Genomic DNA, 20,682 nt, shown 5'->3' with positions numbered 1-20,682 from the left:
ACGAGGAGAAACAAAATGCTCCTGATGATCGACAACTACGACAGTTTTACGTACAACCTTGTGCAGTACTTTCAGGAACTCGGAGAGCAAGTGCAGGTTGTGAGAAACGACGAGGCAACCGTCGAGGAACTTTTGAAACGCAAGCCCGACCGTGTCTGCATTTCACCGGGACCGTGTGCTCCGGCGCAGGCAGGCATCTCGAAGGAGGCCATTGTGCGTTTTTCTCAGTATGTACCGGTTCTGGGCGTATGTCTTGGCCATCAGGCCGTAGGAGAAGTGTTCGGCGGGCGCGTGGTGCGGGCCGGACATGTCATGCACGGCAAGACGGATTGCATCACACATGACGGAAAAGGACTTTTCAGCGGACTGCCGTCGCCGATGACGGTTGCGCGCTATCACTCGCTCGTGGTGGAACGCGAAACGTTGCCTGACATTTTGGAGGTGACGGCTGTCAGTTCAGACGGAGAAATCCAGGGACTCAGGCACAAGGAATTGCCGATTGAGACGACTCAGTTTCACCCGGAATCAATCGCCAGCGAATTCGGTCACGAACTGCTGAAAAACTTTCTGCGTCTCTGACGATGAAATGGCAACGGGCCTCAGCTCACAAAAGCAGAGGCCCGTTCAACACAGGAAACCGACTTCAAAAGCTTAACCGCGGCGATCGCCGTAGAGCTCGTCGATTTCGGCGTGGAAACGTTCGCGTATCTTGGCGCGCTTGAGCTTTAACGTAGGCGTGAGCAGACCGCTTTCGATCGTCCAGGGCTCGGCGAGCAGACGCACGTTGCGCGGGATGCCGTAGTTCGGGAAGTCGCGCGTCAACGCCTTGATGCGGCGCAGTGCGGCGTTGCGCACTTCCTTGTCCATCAAGATGCCTTCGTCTTTGGGATCTTTGCCGAGTTCCTTGACGAACTTGTCGAACTGCTCGGGATTTACGACCGCCAGGCAGGCGATGTAGGGGCGATCTTCGCCGACGGCCATCACCTGATCGAACAGATTGTCGGTTTCGATGGCCTGTTCCAGGTCTCCCGGCGGGATCTTTTCGCCCGTGCTCGTGACAATGATTTCTTTGATGCGGCCCTTGATGCGGATATGGCCGCTCTTGTAGATGTCGGCCTGATCGCCCGTCTTGAGCCAGCCGTCTTCGGTGAGAACGGCGCGGGTGTCTTCCGGACGCATCCAGTAACCGACCATCACGTTCGGGCCGCGCACCATCAGTTCGTCGTTGGGACCGAGCTTGGTCTCGAGATTGTCGAGCGGAATACCGACAGTCTGCGGATTGTTGCTGCCGAGCTTATTGACGCACACCACGGGCGAGGCCTCGGTCATCCCGTAGCCCTGAAGAATTTCAACGCCCAGGGCGAGGAACACCTTGGCTACGGTCGGATTGAAAGCAGCTCCGCCCGAAATGTAGACATAAGGACGACCGCCGAAGATGTTGCGGATGCCGGCACCCACTTTCCTGTCAAGGAATCCTGCCACCAACGGATCGAAAAGCGCAGAGAAGCCCGAAGGGCAGGGCAGGCCGTTTTTGCGGCAGAAGCGACGCCAGCCGACGTCAACCGCCCACCGGAAGATCTTCTGCACAAAGGGCGACTGCGTCGCAAGTCGATCCTGAATCTTGGAGTAGATCTTTTCATAGACGCGCGGCACGCTCAGCATGATGGTGGGACGGATGACGCGCATGTCTTCCTGCAGGAGACCGATGTTTCGGTTGAACGCCACGAGGTTGCCCATGCCGAGCGCGAGGTAATAGGTCGCGATGCGCTCGAGCGTATGCGAAAGCGGCAGAAACGAGAGCCATACCTCGTCGACGCGCGGACAGATGCTGCTCAAAATGCCGTTGATGTTTGCAAGAAGCGCGCGGTGCGTGAGCATGACGCCCTTGGGTTTGCCCGTCGTGCCCGACGTGTAGACAAGGGCGGCGAGGTCGGTGGGCTCGGGGCCGGGCGGCAGTTCGACGCCTTGGCCCGTGGCAAGCCAGTGATCGACGCTCGTGACGGTTCTACCGTCGGAGACGGTTGTCTCAACGCCTTCTTCGGTGATCACCACGGTCTGCAGATCAGGTAATTCCATAGCAGCGCCGATGTCGCGCCAGCGATTGAACTTGGTCGTGACGAGGAAGCGGGCGCCTGAGTCGCGAAGAATAAAGGCCGAGGAGCCCGCCGTGTCGATCGCGTGCAGCGGCACGGGCACGAGAGCGCACATGAGGGCAGCCATGTCAAAGCAGATGGCGTCAATGCTGTTGGGAAGGAGCATGGCGACGCGTTCGCCCTTTTTGAGGCCGAGAGCCGCAAAGGCATGGGCCCAGCGCATGACGCGCTCGTACGTTTCCTGAACAGTGAGGGTCTGCCACTGTTTGACGCGGTTGTCGTAGTACATGTAAACCGGAATCTGCGGCCGCTGCTCCAGATGGTGTGTGAGCAGTTCGGGAAGCGTGCGCAGAACCTGAAGCTCGGCGCGGCGCGTTTGCATGGTATCGGTTTTATCGGTCACTGCAAATTCCTTTGTGGAGACGGCGATTTTGCAGGCTAGGCGTGCGCAAAACCCTTGCCGTCGAAGTATTCGTTTAAGCAATCCCCGAACTATACCGCGCGCCCGATTCAATGCCGTTGAGCATCATCCGTTCGGATGATGTCTAGCGTACTTATTAAATCCGTTAAGTGCGTCCCTACAATTCCGAAAGACAAAACTTTTGACGTTTCCTACCTTTACTCCTTCTTTAGCGGATGTTTCGCAGCAACAAGTACACGCGGCAAGTGCTCTTTGCCTGTCTTTTTACTGTCTGCTTTTTCGTAGGCTATGCCGCGCTTGCCACCGTAATGCGCCTTTGGCTTGTACCGGCGGGCTTTGTTGCGTGCACGGCTTTTGCGGCGGCGCTGCTGGCGGCTTTCGGAGCTGTTGTGCGAAAAGGAACGCGGGCCATGAAGGGTGTTACTGCTGAGGATGGGATTGTCATCTATCCGGATCTGCTCAGCTTTTCGGCGGCCTGCACTGCTGTTTGGATTCTTATCTTTGCCGATGCCTCTCGTTTTCCGTCGGCCTATTTCGCCTGCATCGCGGCTTGCGTGCTCTTTTGCACGATTCAGGCCTGCCGCTACAACCGAGAAGAAGGAGCTTTGCTGGCGTCTCTCGTACAGTTTGCATTTCCTGTGGTGGTCCCGTTTCTGGCTGTCTTCGTCGTGTGCATGACGTTTGGGCGACGAGCCGATTCGCGCATGGTGATCCATTACAAAGTAAGAAATGACGAAGAGGGACTCTCGCAGTACATGGAGGAAATCAACGAACAACGCTGTCTGGCGCAGCAAAAGCGAAGCGCAGGTTTCAGAGCGCTGCTTGCAATGAGCGTTTTGTCAGCGGCGGTTCCTGAAAAACAAAGGCGCGAGGAGCTTTTGCGCCAGCGGGAAAGCAGATCTGATCTGTGTATGTCGCTTGCGCTTTTGCCCATAGCTTTTCTGATAGCCGTTCGCCTGGCGGCCGGACACAACAGCGCAGACTTTCTGAAGGACGCCTACACCAAGCGCGTCTTCATTCGTGACGAAGCGGAGCAAGTACAGGATCGAACCGAGGAGACGCACCAAAAGAGAGCATTTCTAGACGGTGTGTAAGTTGATGTGCACGTAAACCCTTATGTAGTCTTTCTGATGGATAAATACCGCCCTTTCGAGGAGTCTGCTGACGTGCTACCTTGACAACGATCGCAGACACACATATGCGTTGCTCCTCAACTGCTCCTCAGAATTTGAAGCTCGGTTTGGTCGCCGAAGACTTCAAGCAAGCGATCCGAAAAAGGTTGACGTCGGACAAACTCAGGAAAACGATGTCAACCTTTTTGCTTGACCGGTAATTTTTTTCTTGACCATTCTCCCCGGCACGGCTTCCGCGCCTTCTGATTGTCTTTTTCGTTGTTGCAGCCGGTTGTTGACTTACAGCCATCACTTTGTCAATTGCTTCCGAAAAAGAAATTTCGTGTTTGATCTAAATCAAATAAACAATACTCTTAAGAAAGCGACAAGCACAAGGTGCCCATCGAACATGCACCGTCTTGGTGCAAAGTCTTACTTCAGCTGCGCATTTGAAGCGAGCGAAATCGCCGAATGCTTGCCGCGATTACAATTCATCTTTTATGTTGCTACAGCTGTTTTAAACCCATGACGCTCATCAATTCCGCAGCCAACGAAAACATCAAGCGCTGGAGAAAGATCTCCGAACATCCGAGAGGTGCAAAGAAAATCGGAACGACGCTTGCCGAGGGCATTCATCTGGCGGAAGTGATCTGCGAAAAGCGTCCTGAGACGCGAGCCGTTGTTGTGCGTGAAAACAACGTCCATCCGGATGTCCATGCGCTTGCCGAGCGCGTGGCCGAGGAAACGGGGGCCAAATTTCTGACCGTGGCCGACAAGCTCTACGATGCGGTCTGTCCCGTCGAAAACGGCACGGGCATCATGGTGGAAGTGGCAGTCGAGTTTGCCCAACGTCCGATGCAGCCGATTGTCGAGGACGCGCTTTATCTCGACGGTGTCCAGGATGCGGGCAATATGGGTACGCTCATTCGCACCGCTTTGGCTGCGGGCGTGCGTCACATCGCGGCCAGTTCCGGTTCGGCCGGTTTCTGGGCACCCAAGGTGTTGCGAGCCGGTATGGGAGCTCACTTCAGCGCCAAACTCTACGACAATGTCTGTGCCGAAGAAATTCACACGCTTTTCGCTGGACGCGTGCTGGCAGCAGACGCCCGAGGCGGAATGGACTTGTTCCGCACGCAGGGCTGGGAAAAGGGACCCGTGGTGTGGATGATGGGCGCCGAAGGCCCGGGGCTTTCTCTGCAGGCTCTGGCCGTTGCCGACGAACGCTATCTCATTCCGATCGAGCAGGCATGCGAGTCGCTCAATGTTGGGGCGGCCGCCGCGGTCTGTCTTTTCGAGCAGCGCCGCCGCCGACTTTTGGCCGACGCTTAAGCTACAGCGCTGAATCGACAGGCTTTTGCTAACAAACACGCGTCTGTATAATCCGATCTTTGCTTTTTGCGTACGGTTGACCTTCCGGTTCAACCACTAGACACATGGTTTTTAAAAAATTGCTCCTGAGCGTCTGCGCAGTCGCAACGCTCTCTGTCGCGGCGGCTGATGATGCCTTGGCTCGCGACAAGCTTCGCGTGGGCACCGAGCCCACGTTCGCTCCCTTTGAATTTATGGACACCCAGACCCGCGAATTCGTGGGTTACGACATTGACCTCATTCGTGCCGTTGCCGATAAGGCCGGCTACGACATCGAAGTCGTCAACATGGGTTTTGACGCGCTGATTCCCGCTCTGGGTATGGGTGTGGTCGATGTGGTGGCCGCAGGCGTCACCATCACCGAAGAACGTTCCAAGCGAGTAGACTTCACGGCTCCTTACTACACGGCCGGCCTTTCCATGCTCGTTCGCAAGGAAGACGCCGCCAAGTATCCCGACTTCAAGTCTCTGGAGAATCAGGCGATCGCCGTGCAGATCGGCACGACCGGTGCCGACAAGGCCAAGGATATTCCCGGTGCCAAGGTGACCAATTACAACGCCACGAGCGAAGCCTTCATGGCTCTGACGAGCCGCAACGCCGAAGCCGTGGTGCACGATCGTCCCGTGCTTGCCTACTTCATGAAGACCCAGCCGCGTATGTCTCAGTCTCTGCAGCTACAGCCGGCAATCGAAGACGCGCAGCAGTATGGCTTTGCCGTGAAGAAGGGCAACAAGGAACTCCTTGACAAGCTCAACAAGGGCCTGGAAGCCGTTCGACAGGCCGGAGAAGATAAGCAGATCTACTCCAAGTGGTTCGCTCAGTAAGCTGAATTTCTTTCGGAGCGGCCCGCAGGGTCTGCACGCGAACCGGATTGCTTTTCATGGGCAGTCCGGTTTTGTTATGGACCGCAAAAGAAAAGCGGCGCGCCTGTCGACAGGATCGCGCCGCTTTTGGCCTTGGATGAATGTCAAAGCGCTTAGCTCGGCATCAGGCCGGAAATCAGCACCACGACGATAAGAAGCGGGCAGCCGATCGTGAGAATGCCGCGAAAGATCGACATCATCGAGTCGGAAACGCCTGAACCCATGCGGATTTCGTCCTTCATCATCGACCAGCGCTTGATGCCCACCAGAGCGCAGATCACGAGACCGCCGATCGGAAGCGACAGGTTGCTCGTGAAGTAGTCAAAGAGATCAAAGAAGTTGCGCTCGAAAAGGGGCTTGACGTCAGCCAGAGGTCCGAAAGAAAGGGTGCAGAGCGACCCGACCGCAAGCATCGCGACGCAGCTCACCAGAGAAGCCGTCATGCGGCGCATCTTGAGTTCGTCGACAAGGAAAGCAACCACGAGTTCGAGAAGCGATACGGAACTGGTGATGGCCGCCACGGCCAGGCACAGGTAGAAAGCAAACGCAAAGAGCTGTCCGAAGGGAAGCTGCGCGAAGACGACCGGCATCGTCATGAAGGTGAGGCCGGGACCGGCGGACGGATCGAGATGGAATGCAAAGACCGCCGGCATGATCATCAGGCCGCCCAGGATGGAGGCGGCAGTTGCCAGGAATGTGATCCAGGCGCAGCCGTTGATGAGGTTTGAATCCTGCGAGAGGTAGGAGCCGTAGGTGAGCATGCAGCCGCAACCGATGCAAAGCGAGAAGAAGGTAAAGCCCATTGCGGCGAGCAGGCTCTTCCAGCTGAAGGCTTCAGGATTCCAGCTAAAGAGATAGGCGAGACCTTCGGAGGCGCCCGGCAGCGTCACGCCGCGCACGATCACGATGATGACGAGCACGAGCAGAAGGGGCATGAGCACCTTGGAGATCTTCTCGATGCCGCGGCTGATCTCATAGGCGACGACCCACCCGGTCAGAAAGAGAAAGAGCGCCTGAAAGCCCAGCGATTTGACGGGATCGGACACAAGGCCGCCGAAGAGCGCACTGAGCTCGTCCTGGTTGGATACAAGTCCTCGGCCAACGGCCGAATCGATCAGATAGGAAAGCGTCCAGCCGCCGATGGTGGAGTAAAAGCACAGCACCATGAAGCCCGTGAGAACGCCCAGATAGCCCCAGATCGTCCAGTTCTTGCCCGCAATGGCTCGGTAAGCGGTCACGATGCAGCCTTTGCCCGTGCGGCCCAGACCGACTTCGGCGATCAGAAGCACGAGGCCGATCGTAAACGACAGGACGATGTAGGGGAACATAAAGACGCTGCCGCCGTTGGTTCCTGCCAGATAGGGAAATTTCCAAATGGCGCCTAAGCCGATGGCGGCACCCGCACTGGCCAGAATGAAGCCGATGCGGCTTGTCCATGTTGATCTGTTGTCAGACATTGATGTGTCCCTGAAATATTCTTATACGTAGGGCGATTTAAGCCAAGACTTATTGCAAACCGCTCTGAATTCATCTTTATAGCATCTTTGGGATGCTAAAACGGATGCCGACGGGCAAACAATCACTCAGCAAACAAAAAAATACACCGAAGCTGGAAAAAAACAGCGCCGCAGGCAGCCTCGGCGAGAGGCGTACGATGCGGCGCAGTTTGTGCGTTTGCGGTGAGCCTCAGACGCCCGTGGCGACCACAACGAGCACCAGCAAGGGGGCAAGGAAGCGCAGCGAGAACTTGATGAAGGCATTGGCCGAAGCGCTGTACTTCTTAACCAGATTGACTTGCACGTAGGTCGAGTTCCAGGCCTTCCAACCTGCCAGAAGCGCAATCGACAGACCGCCCAGCGGCATCATGATGTTCGAGCAGAACCAGTCGAGGAAATCGAAGATGATGCGATCGAAGATCTTCACGTCGCTCCATATGCCGAAGGAAAGCGCCGAGACGAAGCCCAGCAGGGCAAGGCCGACGTAGCACAGGATCGAAGCGCTGATGCGTTTCATGTGCCATTCGTTCTGCAGATAGGCGATGCAGACTTCCAGCAGCGACACCGAACTCGTCAACGCGGCTACGAGCAGGCACACGCTAAAGAGAATCATGAAGAACCAGCCAAACGGAATCTGCGAGAAGATAAACGGAATGGTCACAAATACGAGCCCGGGGCCTGCATTGGGATCTTGTCCCATGGCGAACACGGCGGGCATGATCATGAGACCGGCGAGAAGCGCTGTCTGAATGGCGAGGTAGGCGATCCACAGCGAGGAGTTGGGAATGTCGGTGGAGTCCTTCAGATAGGCACCGTATGTCACCATGATGCCGCACCCCAGAGACAGACTGAAGAAGGTAAAGCCCATGGCGTTGAGAACACTCATCCAGGTAAGCTTGTCAAAGCTGAAGTCAAAGAGGAACTTCACGCCCTCCATGGCTCCGGGCAACGACAGCGAACGGATCATGATGACGATCATCAGGATGAAGAGCGTGGGCAGCAGGTACTTCGAGAGGCGCTCGATGCCGTTTACCACACCCAGGGCCACCACGCCGCAGGTGAGCGTGAGGAAGGAGAGGTGCCACAGCGAATTGGTGAGGCCGTCGCCCACCAAAGCGCCGAACGTTGCCTGCAGAACCTTCGGGTCGTTGGTCACGAGACTGCCGCCGAGGCTGTCAAAGAGATACTTCACGCACCAGCCGCCGACCACGGAGTAGTAGGACAGAATCACGAAGGACGTGAGAACGGCTATGCCGCCCATGATCGAGAAAGCCGGTCCGCCGAGGTGCTTGAGTGCATGCAGGGCCGAACCGCGGCCGGCGCGTCCCACGACGAGTTCGGCGATCAGCAGCGTGATGCCGATCGTGAACGTAAAGATAATGTACGGAATGATGAAGCCCGAGCCGCCGTTGATGCCGGCCCAGAACGGGAATTTCCAGATGGAGCCCAGGCCGATTGCCGAGCCTGCGCCGGCCAAAATAAAGCCGATCCTGGAACCCCAAGTTGTTGCGGTGGTAGCCATGTTTTTTTTGGTTTGTTTGTGTTGAGTGAGGGGGAACGGAAGGCGCCGGCTGTTAGCCGACTGTTATCTGAGGTCGATCTCGTGCAAGGGCTTCTTGGATATTAAAAAATGGTATCCGACAGACGCGCACGGAGCCGTTCTAATAAATTCTCCCTAAGAACGGCATCTTACCGCATTTGACAAAAGCTTAAAACCCGCAAGGAAACCAGCCTCAAGTTGTTTCGCCCCTTTGGCTTTTCGTTTGAAAAACGATAAATTAGTTGATGCGTTGTGAAATTCTTTGCATACCACGGCACGCAACGCACCTTCGGACGTCTTCTGTTACCGCAGAGGCGGGCGGCGAACGGTGTCAAGCCGGTACCTGTGCTCCCACGGGCAGCACGCCACCGCACAACCTTACCCTGCTGCCGCCCCACGGCACGAAGCACATCCGAAGATACCCCATAACAAAGCCATGGATGTGAAACAACAGGGAACGATTTTCCTATGCAGACCACAGAAGAGAACGGCGCCGCCGCACCGGTGATGACCGGCGCGAAGATTCTCATCGAAGCTCTTCATGCCGAGGGAGTCGAATACGTTTTCGGCTATCCGGGAGGAGCGGTTCTTCCGATCTACGATGAGATCTACAAGCAGAAGTACTTCAAGCATGTGCTCGTGCGTCATGAACAGGCAGCGGTTCACGCCGCCGACGCCTATTCGCGCTGCACGAACAAGATCGGCGTTGCTTTGGTGACGTCCGGCCCCGGAGCCACCAACGCCGTCACGGGCATTGCCACGGCCTATGCCGACAGCATTCCGATGGTCGTCTTCAGCGGCCAGGTCGGCACGAGCCTCATCGGCACTGACGCCTTCCAGGAGTGCGATACGGTGGGCATTACCCGTCCGTGTGTCAAGCACAACTACCTTGTCAAGGACGTGCGCGATCTTGCGGCCACCATCAAGAAGGCTTTCTATATTGCAAGAACCGGCCGCCCCGGTCCCGTTCTGGTGGATCTGCCCAAGGACGTGCAGTGCGGAAGCTGTGCCTTCGAGTATCCCAAGAGCTGCGACATCGTGAGCTACCGTCCTGTGACGCGCGGCCACAGCGGCCAGATCAAGAAGGCCATGCAGGTTCTGCTTTCGGCCAAGCGTCCGCTTCTGTACGTGGGCGGCGGTGCGACATCGACGTCCGCAAGCGAGCTGGTCAACCGTTTTGCGCAGCTCACCGGCTACCCGGTGGTCTCGACACTTATGGGCCTGGGTGCCTTTGACGGATGTGACGAAAAGCATCTGGGTATGGTCGGCATGCATGGCACCTATGAAGCCAACATGGCCATGCAGCACTGCGACGTTCTTTTTGCCGTCGGCGCCCGATTCGACGACCGTGTGATTGGCTGCCCCTCGGATTTTGAAGCCAATCCCCACACGATCGTACAGATCGACATCGACCCGAGCTCGATCTCCAAGAACGTGACGACGGACATTCCCATCGTGGGCGATGTCTATGAAGTGCTCAAGGAAATGGTCGGCATTCTGGAAACGACGACCGAGAGGCTCGATGAAAACGAACTGGCTGCATGGAATAAGCGTATCGACGGTTGGCGCGCGATGCAGTGCCTCAAGTACACCGTCAATCCTGAGGGCCCGATCCGCCCGCAGGCCGTGATCGAACGCGTCTGGCAAAAGACCAAGGGAGAGGCCATTTATGCCACCGACGTGGGCGAGCATCAGATGTGGTGCGCTCAATACCTCAAGCTGCGCAAACCGCGCAGGTGGCTTACGAGCGGCGGTCTGGGCACGATGGGCTACGGATTCCCGGCAGCGATCGGCGCGTGCTTTGCGCATCCCGACGAGGACGTCGTGTGCTTTACCGGCGACGGTTCCATTCAGATGAACATTCAAGAACTGGGCACCGCCAAGCAGTATGGCGTCAAGCCCAAGATCTTCCTGCTCAACAACGCCTACCTCGGCATGGTCGCCGTTTGGCAGCGCGCCTACTACAACGGTCACATGAGTGAATCGGTGATGGAGGTTCAGCCCGACTTCGTCAAGCTCGTTGAGAGCTACGGTCACGTCGGCTTGCGCGCCACCACCTACGAAGAGCTCGATCGCTGCATTGAGGAGGCCTTCGGCAAGTACAAGGACGACCTTGTGTTCGTTGACGTGCACATCGAGCGCGAAGAGCCGGTGCGTCCGATGGTGGGACCCGGCCAGGGGCTTACCGAGATGGTTCTTTCGGAGGAGAAGTAAGAATGCAGACGCGTCATATTCTTTCGGTTCTTCTCAAGAACACTTCGGGGGCGCTCTCGCGCGTCGTGGGTCTTTTCTCGGCCCGTGGCTACAACATTGAATCCTTGACGGTCGCTCCGACGGAAACCGACAGCATCTCGCGCATGACCATCGTGTCGTACGCCGATGAAAAGAAGATGGAGCAGATCACCAAGCACTTGAATCGCATCATCGAGGTGATCAAGGTCTACGACCTGATGGAAAGCGATTACGTCGAGCGCGAACTGATGCTCATCAAGGTGCGCGCCATCGGTCGCGACCGCGACGAGATGCTGCGCATCACGGAAATTTTCCGTGCGCGCGTCATTGATGTCACCGACAAAACCTACACGATCGAAGTCACGGGCGACAGCCGCAAGCTTGACGCCTTCATGAAGTCGATTGACGAAAAACTGATTCTGGAAACGGTGCGTACCGGCGCAAGCGGCATCGCTCGCGGCGAGCGCATCCTCAAAATCTGATCTACATACCTGTTTGTTTAAAAGGGAGACCAAACATGAAAGTTTTTTACGACAAGGACGCCGATCTTTCGCTCATCAAGGGTAAGAAGGTTGCCATCATCGGCTACGGCAGCCAGGGTCACGCACACGCCCTGAACCTGCACGACTCGGGCTGCGACGTTGTCGTCGGTCTTCGCAAGGGCGGTTCGTCCTGGGCCAAGGCTGAGAATGCCGGCCTTACCGTCAAGACCATCGAAGAAGCGACCCAAGGCGCCGATGTCGTGATGATTCTGCTGCCCGACGAATTCATCGCCGATGTGTATCACAAGCAGATCGAACCCAACATCAAGGAAGGCGCAGCCCTGGCTTTTGCCCACGGCTTTAACATCCACTACGCGCAGATCGTTCCGCGCAAGGACCTCGACGTCATCATGATCGCCCCGAAGGCTCCGGGCCACACGGTGCGCTCCACGTATGTCGCAGGTGCCGGCACGCCGATGCTCATTGCCGTCTATCAGGACAACTCCGGCAAGGCTCATGACCTGGCTCTTTCCTACGCATGCGCTGCGGGCGGCGGCCGTGCGGGCGTGCTCGAAACGACCTTCCGCGCCGAAACCGAAACCGACCTCTTCGGCGAACAGGCTGTGCTTTGCGGCGGTCTCGTCGAACTGATCAAGACGGGCTTTGAAACGCTCGTGGAAGCCGGCTACGAACCCGAAATGGCTTACTTCGAGTGCTGCCATGAAATGAAGCTCATCGTCGACCTGATCTACGAAGGCGGCATCGCCACGATGGACTACTCCATCTCCAACAACGCCGAATACGGCCAGTATTACACCGGCCCGAAGATCATCAATGACGAAAGCCGCAAGGCAATGAAGGAATGCCTGCGTCAGATCCAGAACGGCGAATACGCCAAGAGCTTCCTCTTGGAATGCGGTCTGAAGTATCCGACCCTTTCGGCCAACCGCCGTCTGACGAGCGAGCACGGCATTGAAGTGACCGGCGCCAAGCTGCGCGCGATGATGCCTTGGATCAGCGCTCACAAGCTCGTGGACAAGTCCAAGAACTAAAAATTGAGCCCTGAGGCCTTTTCCGGTCTCGAGCCGCTGATCTGAAGCCCCGGAAAGAAGTCTGTTTTCTCCGGGGCTTTTTTTGCCGGATAGCAAAAAGTCCGCCGAAGCGGACTCTTTGCGAGGGTGTGAAGCGGACGTCGACTAATCGGCGTCGTACGGGCGCCAAGTGCCCTTGGACATCTTCAGATAGTCCTTGCCCTTGTATTCGAGCACCATGGCCTGAGCGTTTTCGCTTACCATGTGTGTCGTGGGCAGGTCGTTCACAAGATCGGCCATCGGAACGGCGCCTTCGGGCTTACTGAAGTAGTTCGTTTCGATGACACGGCCGATGAGCGTCGACAGGGCGAGGTAGCTCGTATCGGACGTAACATGCACCGGGGTCTTCGGCAGCTTGTTGAGACCGAAGAACTTCACCATCACCGGCACCTGCGTAATGCGGCGGCTCGGGATGTCGCGCAAACGCGGGGTCTGGATGCGATCGCCTCGAACGGCAGCGCCGTGTTCCGGAACGATGATGAGCATCACCTTGCGCTTACTCTTTTGCAGATCGGCGATAAAGACGTCGAGTGCATCAATAAAGGCGCGGGCGCGCGGTTCAAACTCTTCCCAACGCGACTTACCGGGCTGACGGTTGCCGTCGTGCAGGGCGATGAAGTTAAAGAGAGAGACGCTGCGCGGGTCCTTAGCCTTGTTGACGACGCTGCGCCAGTGGCGGAACACGGAAAGCGTGTCGGCAATTTCCTCGTCGTTAAAGCTCACGTACTTCACAGGATAGCGGCGGCGCTCGAAGGGAGCGGTGAGACCTGCCTGCGTGCGCATGGCGTTGAGGTAGTTGTCGTAAACGCCGCTGTGGTCGAGGAACAGGTGCTGCTTGAAGCCGAGCGAATCGAGTCGGTTCATGATCTCGCATTCGGGACGACGCGTATCGTAGAGCGCTTCGTGAGAAGGCTGACCGCAGGCGCCGTTTAACAGACGCAATGCGGCCGGGCCCGAGTACGAGGTGGCCGAATTGAAGTGATCAAAGCGGATGTTGAACTGACTGAAAGTACGGTTATTGATCAGGTTGGACGCAATCAGGTCGTCGGTCGAAAGCGAGCAGATGTTAAGGATCACGATGTCAAAGGGAGTGTCCTTTGGTTTGATCGAGTCCGGGAACTGCGCCACGCGGTCCTTTTCATATGCGATGAACGTCTGGTACCACTTGTCGATTTCTTCGGAAGTGACTTCTCCCTGAGCGGTACCCTTGGCGGCGGCCAAAGCCGCGGCCGTATCAGCCGGGTTGCCGACGGCGGTTTTGCCTGCGGCCGTCTGCGGCACGAGATTGCTCTGCTGAGAGGGGGCCGAACCGAAGAAGGGCGAGACCACGAGGAACAGCAGCCAGCAGCCGGTGATGGCCGTAACACGAATGAAGTCGCGCGCGGCGTAGTAGATCAACAGGATCGCAAAGCCCGCAAAGACCATGCGCCAGTTGATGAAGTCCCAGATGAGCTGCAGGACGTAGTTCACAGAAAAGCCTGTGATGCCTGAGGCATTGGCCATGATGCTCTGCGGTCCGGGAAGCCAGCTTTCTGACCACAGAAGCGCAATGCCGCAGCCAAGCGCGATGAGCTGCTTCAAAAAGCGCATGCCCTTGGAGTTGGCGGGCAGCAGCAGGAAGCAGAAAAGGGCGATGTTGGCGAAAAGCTCAAGCCTCAGATAGCCGAGTTGGGTGAGGAAGAACTTGCAGATGAAGTAGACGTTCCATAACCCGAGGCCGCCGACCATGCGTCCGGTAAAGTTTCCGACGGATTTCACTTGTTGGTTTCCTCAGTCGTTGCAGGAGCGCTGCTCACAGGAGCCGGTGCCGAAACGGCGGCAGGGGCGGGTGCGGCAGCAGCGGGAGCGGCCGGTGCGGCGTTGTCGGCAGGAGCCACGGGGGCAGCGGCCTGTGCCGGCAGCTGCACAGCCTTCGGAGCGTTGTCTGCGGGCGCAGGCGTAGCGTTGCCCGCGGCCTGGTTTTGCTCGGGCGCCTCTTCGGATTCTTCCTGATGTTCGTCCTTCTCGACGGACTTGTCGACCGGCACGGCGGCCTTGGGCGGAACCTGGGTGAGCTGCGCCTTGGGTGAGATCAGCAGGTAGCCGTTACGATCAAAGCGATACAAACCGCGGTCAAAGCCGATGGCGTAGAGCATCAGCGTGTTGCGGTAGTAGTTTTCGCCGATGATCGGATCGTTTTCGATCACGGTGCGCAGGTAGTCCTGCGTGGGGCCCTTACCGAGAAGTTCAAGCACGCAGGCGGCAAACCCCGGCGAACCGTAGCCGTGACGTTCGCCCGTGATGATGTTGATCTTTTCGGGCGGCATATTCGTGTCGCGCGTGAGCTTGGCAAACGGTTCGAAATGTTCAACGAGCACGTCATGCACGGGGTCAGCAGGCGACATCATTGCGGCCCACATATAGGTGCGGATGGCGTTGTAGGAGCCCAGAACATAATCGGCTCCCTTTTCAGGAATAACCTTGCCCTGGCGGTCGAAACGCACCCAGTCGGGGGCGTATCCGCGCGGAGCGGAACGCACGAGCGAGCGCACCGTGCCTTCGACGATCGTATTCCAGTCCTTATCCTCCATCGCAAAGCGGCGCATGATGAAGACCGGATAGTAGGACGGGTTGAGCGTGACGAAGTTTTCCTGCTCAAAGCCCTTGTAGCCGGGAAGCAGAACCTTGCCCAGCCCCTTGACGTCGCGCACGTCCTTCTTAAGAAGGTCCATCATGGCCTTGCCCTTGGCCGTATAGTCGGGACGATCCCATAGGCGGCCGGCTTCAAGCAGACAGTAGGCGATCCACATGTCGCTGTCGGCGGCATTGTTGCTGTCGATGATGCCCCAGCTGCTGCCTTGTTTGCCCCAGAGCCATGCTGGCTTGTACTTGGTGATGTCGCCCGAGGCGAGATTGTTTTCCGTCCACACGAGGAGCTTGTCAAAGGCGTCTTTGTCGCCCGCAACCAGCGCAAAGAACATGGCGTAGGACTGACCTTCGCTGGTGGTGATGCGGCGGATGTCGCTGTAGTCCACCACACGGAAGGATTCGTTGACGTTTGCGGCCTTGAAGGCATCCCACTTGTCCCAGGCTTGGGCCGAGGCGGACAGACCGGCGAGCACGGCACAGACGGAAGCGGCGCAAATCGAACGGGAAAGGAATTTCATGATTTGTTCTCCCATCGGATTAGAGCGACGAACGGCCGCGCAGCCAACGGCGCATGCCGGCGAAGATGCCCCAGCCGGCCACAACAGCGGCGATCAAGGCGCAGAGCACCAACAGGAACGGACGGTTGGCAAAGGAGACCCAAACGCGCTGGTACCACGGCAGATCGCCGACCCACCAGGTTTGCGAAGGCTTAAAGGAGGTCAACCCTTGCGAAGAGACGAACACCGTGCCGCCCGAGGCGTCCTGCAACAGGGCGCGGTCGGCCAGCGAATCGTTCAAAAGCTTTGCGCCGCGCGAGCCGTCGGAGAGCAGCGCCACCACGGCGCGACTGCTGTCAACTGGCGACTTCACGGAAAGCAGAGCTGCCAGAGGTGCGTTTTCCGGATCTTCAACGCCGGTCTTGCCGGACTTGCCGCCGAGCGTTTCGGTTACGGCCTTTTCAAGATTCTGAGCCGTTTCGTTGTTAAGGCTCGTGATGTTTGCGGGCAGTCCGCCCACGTAGAGCACGTCCTTATCCTTCAAAACATCGTTGCCGAGCTTTGAGGTGACGGTCACCTGCAGCGGTACCGATCCCGTGGCCGACGAGATGCGGGCGATGGCGTTCAGAAGCGTTGTCACGTACTGAGCGTTGGAGGCGTCCGAGAGGACAGCCACCGTTTGCGACAGATCGGCGTACTTGGAGAACGGGAAGCCGCCCTTCGTGTAGAGCGCGATTTCAGGCAGCTGTGCGTAGTGATAAAAGCCGCTGAAGGCGATGCTCGAAGAGGGATCAATTTGGAAGTTGTGGCTCGGAAGGGCTACGGTACGGCAGTTTTCGGGCGTACCCTCAAGAGCCTGCGTACCGTAGAAGGCTTCGATCGAAAGGTCGTTTGTAAGAGACATGCCGTCGCGCGGACCTACGGCCGAGAAAAGCGGGCCGGGAGCGGCCTGGACAAGCACTTCGGAGCGGGCGCGGTCTGTGCCGCTGTCCATGTTGTCGCTGCCGGCAAGAGCCGTATTCATGAGTACGCGCATCTGAGCGACCTGACCTTCGGCCGGTTTGCTGTAGCGATAAAAGAGGTTGAGTTCAGCCTTGGCCCCATCGATGGCGTAGATGTCGGGCGCCATGTTGAGGTTGAGGTGAATGGCAGGCAGAACGGCACCGCGAGAGGTGAGTTGCGTCGGGTAGCGCATCAGAGAACTGAGCGTCATGGCCTGCTGCGGATCGATCCAGTTCGGAGCCTGGTAGGCGCCTTGCACGGGTTCGTCCTTGAAGTCGCGCACGCGGTGGTTGTCACCGATCATCTGCGTACCGGACGTGAGAACCTTGGCGGCAACGACCAGATCTTCGTCATTGCGGCCGCTGATGATGAGCATCTTTTCATGCTGACCGCCCGGAACGTCGCGCAGTTCAATGCGGGGGCCTTCGAAGGCGGGAAGTTCCGAAAGGAATGCCGGTTTGCGCTCGTTCGTGGCAAACACGACGAAATGGCCCTTGGCAGGAACTTCACCGAAATAGACCGGAAATTCGGCCTTGCCCCATTGAGAGAGGCTGCCGGTGTAGCCCGCGACGATCGCTGCGGCCGTGGCTTCCTTGTCGGTGGGTTGCTGCGCAAAGACGATCGGCAGAGTCGTGTTCTGTCCGGAGTTGCCTTCGGAAATGAACGGGGCCGGGAACTGCGACAGGTCGTTGGGCAGTCTCACGAAAGCCTTGTTGAGCGCGAGTTCGCTTTCAGGGGCAATGTCCATCCAAAGCGAAGGGTTGGATGCGTTTTCGCAAACCGTCTGATAGTGGCCGACGAATTCCACGCGGACTTGGTTTTGGCCGGTTCGGAAGGACTTCGAGTCGAGATTGAAGACGAGCGACTGGGGCTTGCCGATCTGCTTTGCCGACAGTGCGGCCGTCTGCTGCAGTTCGCCGTTAAGGAAAATGTTGAGCTGCGTAACGTTGGCGAGCATTGAGGGCGAGACGGTGAAGTTGAGCGTCAGTTCGCCGCTTGTCACCACTTCATCGGGCTTGACCGTGAAGTCGAAGTAGCCCGAATTATTCGAACCCGTGAGCTTGACTGGCTTGCCCGCCATGCCGGGAGCGAGGTCGGAGAGCGCGTACGTCGTCGTTTCGCCGCCCGTCAGGTCGGTACGCCACACGGGAGCGTCGCCGGTCTGAGCCAGAGCGGCAGTTGAGGAAAAAGCCAAAAGGGAGCAGACCGACAACGTCGTGAGGGAATGCTTGAAAGAGAAATCTCTTTTGTTCATTTGGTGTGAGACTCAAAAGTATTAGAGGCCGACGGACGTCTTGGGCATGCGCGGCAAGAAGCTCACGACATAGCGCACAAAACGTCCCGCCGTCCCCGGCAGAAATTCAACAAGCGACTTGAAGCCGTACGCGGCAAAGCCGACCAAACGCAGGAAGCCGGCGATGAAGCGATCGTCGACATGACTGTCGAATTTGTCGCCCCAATGGCCTTCCCGCGCAAACGTCTGGCGGTTGAAGCGAATTTCATCTTCAACCGACTCGAAAACAAGATCAAATTCCGTAAAGCCCTTGGCTTCGCGTGCAACCGTGGCTTTGAACGTATCCGTATGACCGTTGCCCGTCATTTCGATAACGACGGATTCACCCGCGGCAAGCCCCTTCATGTCGAGCACGAGCTCGGTCTGGCTGAATTCGACGACCGACACGGCGTGCTTGGTGCCGTCGGAAGTCGTTACTACGGCGCCCGCCTTCAGCGGCACGCGGGGCAGCGGATGCTCCATGATCTCTTCCACAGCCACGGCAAAGGCAGCACCCAAAACCAACAGGTTGTAGGCGATCCACGCGATGTTGATGATCAGCGTGGAGACTTGCGGGTCTGCAGCGGTTACCGTCTTGTAGATGCCGATGGCCAGGCCCAGAAGGTTCAAAACCATCAGAATGAGCACCGGCGTGGCGATGTGCCAGTCGACGTACTTCTTGTCGATGGTCATGCCTTTGGCCGTCACGTTGAACTTGCCCTTGTGCGGGAAGATCAGGGCGACGGTCGTCGGCAGCAGAATGTACCAGGACAGCACCGTTTCGTAGACACCGCCCAGGAACGGATAGCGATAACCGCGCTGCAGCTGCTGATTGGTGATGGCCGCGTGAACCATGTGCGGAATCACGTAGGCGAAAATGGCCGCTGCCGTGGCGTAGATGACGTAGATGTCAAAGAACATATAGGGCAGGGGCGCGAGCAAAAAGATGATGCGCGGCAACCCGTGCAGGAAGTGAATCATGGCGTTCATGAAGCACAGACGCTGGGGCAGGGTGAGGCCCTTTTTCAGCAACGGGTTGTCCAGGCGGAAAATCTGGATCATGCCGCGGGCCCAGCGGATGCGCTGACCGATGTGCGCCGAAAGCGATTCGGTCGAAAGGCCCGAAGCCAAAGGCTTGGAGATGCAGGCCGACTTCCAGCCGCGGCGGTTGAGCTTGAGCGACGTGTGCGCGTCTTCGGTCACTGTTTCCACAGCGATGCCGCCGATTTCTTCCAGGGCGCTGCGGCGCATCACGGCGTTGGAGCCGCAGAACATGACCGCATTCCAAGTGTCGTTGCCCTTTTGGATGTAGTCGTGAAAGAGCGAGTTCTCAAACGGCATGGCGCGGTCGAGATGCAGGTTCTTTTCAAAAGGATCGGGTGAATAGAAGTGGTGCGGCGTCTGAACGAGCGCGATCTTCTTGTCGTGCACGAGCCAGCCCACGGTGCTCGTGAGAAAGTCCGAAGAGGGGACGTGGTCGCAGTCGTAGATCGTGATGAACTCGCCCGAGGTGAGCTTCATCGCGTTGTTGATGTTGCCGGCCTTGGCGTGGTTGTGTTCGTCGCGCTTGATGTAATGAACGCCGGCGGCCTTGGCAAAATCCTCTACCCAATCTCGACTGCCGTCGTCGAGGATGTAGACGTTGATCTTGTCTTCCGGCCAGTCGAGGTTCTTGGCGGCGAAGACCGTGGGTTTAATGACTTCAAGCGACTCGTTGTAGGTCGGAATGAAAATGTCGACTGTGGGCCAAGTCGAGCGGTCGGCGGGGAGCCGCTTCGGACGGCGGTCCAGCGGCCAGCAGACCTGGAAGTAGCCCAGGACCATCACGATGAAGGCGTAGGTTTCAGCGGCCAGAAGCAGGCATGACAAAAAGAGGCTGATCGCGCCGTCGGCGTGAATTGTTGAGGTGTAGCGCCACCACAGGTAGCGGCCCGAAACGGTCACCGAAAGCACAAAAAGGAGCATCAGTGAGATACGGGCCTTGATGTGAGTGAGCGACCATGCCGATAAAAGCACGATGGAAAGGAACACCACCTGGCCTTGCACATTAAAAGGCTGGGTGATGCAGAGGATAGCAAGAAGACCAGCCACGATGCCGGCGGCCCAAAAAATCGAGTTTTGGAACTTAGAAACCTGCTTTCGACCGACGCGGCGGCGGCTTTTGACCAAATTGGCGCCGATGTTGAAGATAATCCGTCCGCCCAGACGCCCGATAGCGTCGCCGATGCGGCCCACTAAACGGATGACGGCGCGAATGAAACGCGCGAGCGGATTGAACTGCCAGAAGTCGCGTACGGGCAGCGCTGTAAAAAAGGCCAGAAAAATCGTCTGGATGCAGATGCGCAGGACATCGGCAAAGCACAGATGATCAAAATTGACGTGCGGATATAGCTCGCGGCGGCGCGCGATGATGCCCTGCCAGAAAGCGCGTTCTAACGGAATAAAGATCGAAATCAGGAAAAAGGCAAAAGCCGCCGGCAGGGTGTGCTTGGTGGCGGGGCTTTTTTCCGATCTCTTGGGACTGGGCTTCAGTAAGCGGTCTTTAAAGTCCGACAGAGTTTTACTGGGCATGGGCGGTTGTAAT

The 20,682-nt window shown here is 57.6% G+C and carries 14 protein-coding genes; 7 read left to right on the top strand and 7 right to left on the bottom strand.

Annotation, left to right across the window (positions count from 1 at the left end; genetic code table 11):
* Positions 1 to 15 precede the first annotated feature (15 nt).
* Positions 16 to 579 (top strand): aminodeoxychorismate/anthranilate synthase component II, encoded by a 564-nt coding sequence (locus tag DW133_RS04685; RefSeq protein WP_118275489.1) that lies wholly within the window; start codon positions 16 to 18, stop codon positions 577 to 579.
* A 72-nt stretch (positions 580 to 651) separates the two neighbouring features.
* Here DW133_RS04685 and DW133_RS04680 read toward each other — a convergent pair whose 3' ends face one another.
* A complete protein-coding gene (locus DW133_RS04680) occupies positions 652 to 2,496 on the bottom strand; it encodes a long-chain fatty acid--CoA ligase (protein WP_233542119.1) in 1,845 nt (614 codons plus the stop codon).
* 233 nt (positions 2,497 to 2,729) lie between these two features.
* On the opposite strand from DW133_RS04680, the gene DW133_RS04675 reads away from it, so the two are divergent.
* From DW133_RS04675 to DW133_RS04660, 3 genes are all read left to right on the top strand, one after another.
* On the top strand, positions 2,730 to 3,608 hold the full coding sequence (locus DW133_RS04675) for a hypothetical protein (RefSeq protein WP_118275488.1): 879 nt from the start codon (positions 2,730 to 2,732) through the stop codon (positions 3,606 to 3,608).
* A 543-nt stretch (positions 3,609 to 4,151) separates the two neighbouring features.
* The gene (locus DW133_RS04665; RefSeq protein ID WP_118275486.1) at positions 4,152 to 4,955 is read left to right on the top strand and encodes an RNA methyltransferase; all 804 of its coding nucleotides are present in this window, start codon (positions 4,152 to 4,154) and stop codon (positions 4,953 to 4,955) included.
* A gap of 104 nt (positions 4,956 to 5,059) precedes the next feature.
* Complete coding sequence (locus tag DW133_RS04660; RefSeq protein ID WP_118275485.1) at positions 5,060 to 5,818, top strand: basic amino acid ABC transporter substrate-binding protein; 759 nt, start codon at positions 5,060 to 5,062, stop codon at positions 5,816 to 5,818.
* Between the two features lie 152 nt (positions 5,819 to 5,970).
* Here DW133_RS04660 and DW133_RS04655 read toward each other — a convergent pair whose 3' ends face one another.
* Both DW133_RS04655 and DW133_RS04650 read right to left on the bottom strand, forming a co-directional pair.
* Positions 5,971 to 7,314: a sodium-dependent transporter gene (locus tag DW133_RS04655; protein WP_118275484.1), complete on the bottom strand. Its 1,344-nt coding sequence runs from the start codon at positions 7,312 to 7,314 to the stop codon at positions 5,971 to 5,973.
* Between the two features lie 229 nt (positions 7,315 to 7,543).
* Positions 7,544 to 8,875 (bottom strand): sodium-dependent transporter, encoded by a 1,332-nt coding sequence (locus tag DW133_RS04650; RefSeq protein ID WP_118275483.1) that lies wholly within the window; start codon positions 8,873 to 8,875, stop codon positions 7,544 to 7,546.
* Between the two features lie 486 nt (positions 8,876 to 9,361).
* On the opposite strand from DW133_RS04650, the gene ilvB reads away from it, so the two are divergent.
* The 3 genes from ilvB to ilvC are packed head-to-tail and all read left to right on the top strand — an operon-like array spanning position 9,362 to position 12,659.
* Positions 9,362 to 11,107 (top strand): biosynthetic-type acetolactate synthase large subunit, encoded by a 1,746-nt coding sequence (ilvB, locus tag DW133_RS04645; RefSeq protein ID WP_233542118.1) that lies wholly within the window; start codon positions 9,362 to 9,364, stop codon positions 11,105 to 11,107.
* A gap of 2 nt (positions 11,108 to 11,109) precedes the next feature.
* Positions 11,110 to 11,607, top strand: a complete 498-nt coding sequence (gene ilvN / locus DW133_RS04640) for an acetolactate synthase small subunit (protein ID WP_118275482.1) — start codon at positions 11,110 to 11,112, stop codon at positions 11,605 to 11,607.
* A gap of 35 nt (positions 11,608 to 11,642) precedes the next feature.
* Complete coding sequence (gene ilvC, locus DW133_RS04635) at positions 11,643 to 12,659, top strand: ketol-acid reductoisomerase (protein ID WP_118275481.1); 1,017 nt, start codon at positions 11,643 to 11,645, stop codon at positions 12,657 to 12,659.
* Between the two features lie 144 nt (positions 12,660 to 12,803).
* Here the strand turns inward: ilvC and bcsG are convergent, their stop codons facing one another.
* Genes bcsG through bcsA form a run of 4 tightly spaced genes read right to left on the bottom strand, consistent with a single transcriptional unit; the run spans position 12,804 to position 20,669 of the window.
* Positions 12,804 to 14,456 (bottom strand): cellulose biosynthesis protein BcsG, encoded by a 1,653-nt coding sequence (gene bcsG, locus DW133_RS04630; RefSeq protein WP_233542117.1) that lies wholly within the window; start codon positions 14,454 to 14,456, stop codon positions 12,804 to 12,806.
* Entirely contained in the window at positions 14,453 to 15,844 is a 1,392-nt protein-coding gene (gene bcsZ, locus DW133_RS04625; RefSeq protein ID WP_233542116.1) for a cellulose synthase complex periplasmic endoglucanase BcsZ, read from the bottom strand. Before bcsZ ends, bcsG begins: the two co-directional genes overlap by 4 nt.
* Before the next feature lie 19 nt (positions 15,845 to 15,863).
* Positions 15,864 to 18,080 (bottom strand): cellulose biosynthesis cyclic di-GMP-binding regulatory protein BcsB, encoded by a 2,217-nt coding sequence (locus DW133_RS04620; RefSeq protein WP_118275479.1) that lies wholly within the window; start codon positions 18,078 to 18,080, stop codon positions 15,864 to 15,866.
* Positions 18,081 to 18,101: 21 nt separating this feature from the next.
* Positions 18,102 to 20,669, bottom strand: coding sequence for a UDP-forming cellulose synthase catalytic subunit (bcsA, locus tag DW133_RS04615; protein WP_118275478.1), 2,568 nt, complete (start codon positions 20,667 to 20,669; stop codon positions 18,102 to 18,104).
* Between the last annotated feature and the right edge of the window lie 13 nt (positions 20,670 to 20,682).

Origin of the sequence: Sutterella sp. AM11-39, from assembly GCF_003472385.1 — a bacterium.
Taxonomy (GTDB): domain Bacteria; phylum Pseudomonadota; class Gammaproteobacteria; order Burkholderiales; family Burkholderiaceae_F; genus Duodenibacillus; species Duodenibacillus intestinigallinarum.
Note: the sequence above shows the minus strand (reverse complement) of the source record. Positions and strands in the feature narration are given on the sequence as shown.

Bases quoted from the DNA above. Each gene is read 5' to 3' on its own strand.
- DW133_RS04655 (WP_118275484.1), bottom strand. From the start codon at position 7,314: ATGTCTGACAACAGATCAACATGGACAAGCCGCATCGGCTTCATTCTG.
- DW133_RS04685 (WP_118275489.1), top strand. From the start codon at position 16: ATGCTCCTGATGATCGACAACTACGACAGTTTTACGTACAACCTTGTG.
- ilvN (WP_118275482.1), top strand. From the start codon at position 11,110: ATGCAGACGCGTCATATTCTTTCGGTTCTTCTCAAGAACACTTCGGGG.
- DW133_RS04650 (WP_118275483.1), bottom strand. From the start codon at position 8,875: ATGGCTACCACCGCAACAACTTGGGGTTCCAGGATCGGCTTTATTTTG.
- DW133_RS04660 (WP_118275485.1), top strand. From the start codon at position 5,060: ATGGTTTTTAAAAAATTGCTCCTGAGCGTCTGCGCAGTCGCAACGCTC.
- bcsZ (WP_233542116.1), bottom strand. From the start codon at position 15,844: ATGAAATTCCTTTCCCGTTCGATTTGCGCCGCTTCCGTCTGTGCCGTG.
- bcsA (WP_118275478.1), bottom strand. From the start codon at position 20,669: ATGCCCAGTAAAACTCTGTCGGACTTTAAAGACCGCTTACTGAAGCCC.
- DW133_RS04665 (WP_118275486.1), top strand. From the start codon at position 4,152: ATGACGCTCATCAATTCCGCAGCCAACGAAAACATCAAGCGCTGGAGA.
- ilvB (WP_233542118.1), top strand. From the start codon at position 9,362: ATGCAGACCACAGAAGAGAACGGCGCCGCCGCACCGGTGATGACCGGC.
- ilvC (WP_118275481.1), top strand. From the start codon at position 11,643: ATGAAAGTTTTTTACGACAAGGACGCCGATCTTTCGCTCATCAAGGGT.
- DW133_RS04620 (WP_118275479.1), bottom strand. From the start codon at position 18,080: ATGAACAAAAGAGATTTCTCTTTCAAGCATTCCCTCACGACGTTGTCG.
- DW133_RS04675 (WP_118275488.1), top strand. From the start codon at position 2,730: ATGTTTCGCAGCAACAAGTACACGCGGCAAGTGCTCTTTGCCTGTCTT.